Raw genomic sequence first — 2,077 nt, 5'->3', positions numbered from 1 at the left:
ACCACCATTACCAAATGGTAATTAAGTAAGTATACTGAATGCTGATTTCTATCTAATTCTATTGTTATCACCACATTTTATAGATATATACTAAATATATCATAGAACAAAAGAAAAAGCACTAACGTGCTTTAAGAGAGCGATTCATCCCCTACTTATAGAAGTAGGGGTATTCTCGCAAATTTATGGATAAAGGTGGCATCATGATCCGTTTTGGCATAACTGTTGCGGTCACCAAACGTTGCCATCTGTTCACGATACTTTTTTAAACGCGGTAAGTAGTCTTCTTTTAACTTCCGTACATATTTCTTAATTCTACGGCGTTTTTGCTTGTTTTGTGAACCACCTTTGATAATTTTCGGTTCGTTCTCGATCATTCGATCGAGCTGATCCACTTCTTTTTCTAGTTGATCAGTGATAGTCTCTACGCCTTGAATAGTTTTGGCTTCTTCTTTTTCAATGGTTGACTTAATATTATTTTCAACTAGTTCATCATAAAGTTCGCCAACGTGTTCTTCTATTTTTGCTTGATGCTTCTCAGTTGAACGTCTCCAGACAAATGAATACTTATTGGCATCTGCTTCAATCTTCGTTCCATCAATAAAAAGAGCATCTTGAGAGATCAAGCCTAATTCGTGAAGTTTTCCGGTAAATTGGATAAAAATCCGTTTCAAAAGTTGGGCCGTTTTTTCGCTGGTGATAAAGGAATTGATCGTGTGGTATGAAAAAGTTTGCTGTTGGACTAGCCACATCATGGGTAGATTTTTCTGCATCATCAGTTCAATCTTGCGTCCCGAGAATTGGCGTCGGGAATACCCGTAAAGAATGGCCTTCAAAAGGATTCCCAGGTGAGCAGCCGGACGATCGGTCTTTTTATTATGATCACCAGCATCCAGCAATACTTCGTTGGGGATCGAATTTACGAAATCATTAATTAAATTAACAATATGATCCGATGCTACCTTAAGTTCATATTGTAATGCTAATTGAAGCTGACCTGTGGTACAATTTTGATACATGGAAACCGACTCCTTTTGGTTGATTTGTGGTTATTTCTATCATAACAGGAGATTGGTTCCTGTATACACGAAACCCGGATGATTTGCAAGTGAATTGCGAATCATCCGGGTTTTCATTTTGAGGAATAGTTTTTTCCCAGCCTCTTTTTAATTTCAGTCTCTGATCAGCAGGATTCTGCTTTTGAAACTTTTAGATTAGTCTTCGCGACGCTTCTTGCGCGTACCGAACAATGCCAGCATTGATGCGATACCGGCAAAGCCTAAGCCCATTGCAGCCGTGGCTTCGTTCTTGTCGTTACCGGTTTGTGGCAGCGTTGCAGCCTTAGCAGCTTCCGTCTTAGCTGACGTTGGCGTTGCTTGGCCTTGACCAGCTGGTGACGCAGGAGTCTGTGGCTGTGCTGGTTCAGAAGGCGTCGTTGGCATTTCCTTCTTAGTGTATGGCACCGGCGTGTCTTCAGTTGGATCTGCCGGCGTGATTGGGCTTGGATCAACCGGTGTGTAGCCTGGTACTTCCGGAATTGGTTCGTTTGGTACGACCTCGGTTGGATCATTTGGATCGTTTTGATAAATCGGCGTGTCCGCACCTGGAATTGGCGTACCGTTTTCATCTACTGGAACGATCTTACCGATCTTCTTGTAGATGAATGTTGCGGTTTCATCACCATTGCCAAACGTACCCTTGGTGTTGTCCTGTTTTACCAGAACGTAGCCGTTGATGACCTTGGCATCACCAGTCACGTCAAAGCCGTCGCCGCTCTTGTATGAGCTACCCTTGTTAACGCTTGGCAACAGTTCATTGCCATCTTCGTCCACAAACTTCTCCGTCAAACCGTATTGGTTCTGCTTGTATGGTACTGGCGTGTCCTTGCCTGGATCAGTTGGCGTAACCGGACTTGGGTCAACTGGCGTGTAGCCTGGCACGTCTGGAATTGGTTTGTTTGGCACGACCTTCGTTGGATCGTTAGGGTCCGTTGGGTAGGTTGGCGTGTCCGCACCTGGGATTGGCGTACCATTTGGATCAACCGGAACAATCTTCCCGTTTGGTGCGTAAGTTACCG

2 protein-coding genes and 1 pseudogene are annotated in these 2,077 nt (G+C 43.8%); all 3 read right to left on the bottom strand.

Annotation, left to right across the window (positions count from 1 at the left end):
* Positions 1–71 (bottom strand): annotated as a pseudogene (locus tag AACL61_RS09880) (IS200/IS605 family transposase); the annotation flags it as partial.
* Positions 72–155: 84 nt separating this feature from the next.
* On the bottom strand, positions 156–1,019 hold the full coding sequence (locus tag AACL61_RS03105) for a transposase (RefSeq protein WP_339110980.1): 864 nt from the start codon (positions 1,017–1,019) through the stop codon (positions 156–158).
* Between the two features lie 195 nt (positions 1,020–1,214).
* Positions 1,215–2,077 (bottom strand): MucBP domain-containing protein (locus AACL61_RS03100; protein WP_339110979.1); only part of this gene is annotated, 863 nt, incomplete at its 5' end.

It is taken from the genome of Limosilactobacillus reuteri subsp. porcinus, assembly GCF_036621895.1.
In the GTDB taxonomy this organism is placed as follows: Bacteria; Bacillota; Bacilli; order Lactobacillales; family Lactobacillaceae; genus Limosilactobacillus; species Limosilactobacillus reuteri_J.
This window is presented reverse-complemented; position numbering and strand designations above follow the sequence as displayed.